We start from the raw sequence: 350 nt of genomic DNA on the forward strand, positions 1-350 counted from the left end.
ATTCGCTGAGGGCTCTGGCCCCCTGTTTGGGAAAGACTGGATTCCAGAAGGCACTGATTTTCCGAAAACCTGGGGGCTATCATTAACCACCCTTTCCATGCAGCAGAGAAGCAAACTGGACAGTGTCGTTTTTCAAGGGGGTATCAGTCAGTACATTACTGACCTGCAATTCAATAATGTGGACGATAACAGTCTGACATCCAACCTGAGACTGGATGCATGGGTTTTACCCTTCCTCAACCTCTACCTGATGTACGGTTATATGGAAGGGGAAACAAAGGTTAATACCACCACAGCCTTTGATATTACACCGAATTTACCTGGCGGTAATCGAACCGATAACACCACAA

Annotated in this window: 1 pseudogene; it reads left to right on the plus strand. The window is 46.6% G+C overall.

Annotated features, from left to right (window positions below):
- A pseudogene (locus tag CWC28_RS22090) lies at positions 1 to 350 on the plus strand (hypothetical protein); the annotation flags it as partial.

Source organism: Pseudoalteromonas sp. S4492 (genome assembly GCF_005886115.1).
GTDB lineage: Bacteria > Pseudomonadota > Gammaproteobacteria > Enterobacterales > Alteromonadaceae > Pseudoalteromonas > Pseudoalteromonas gelatinilytica.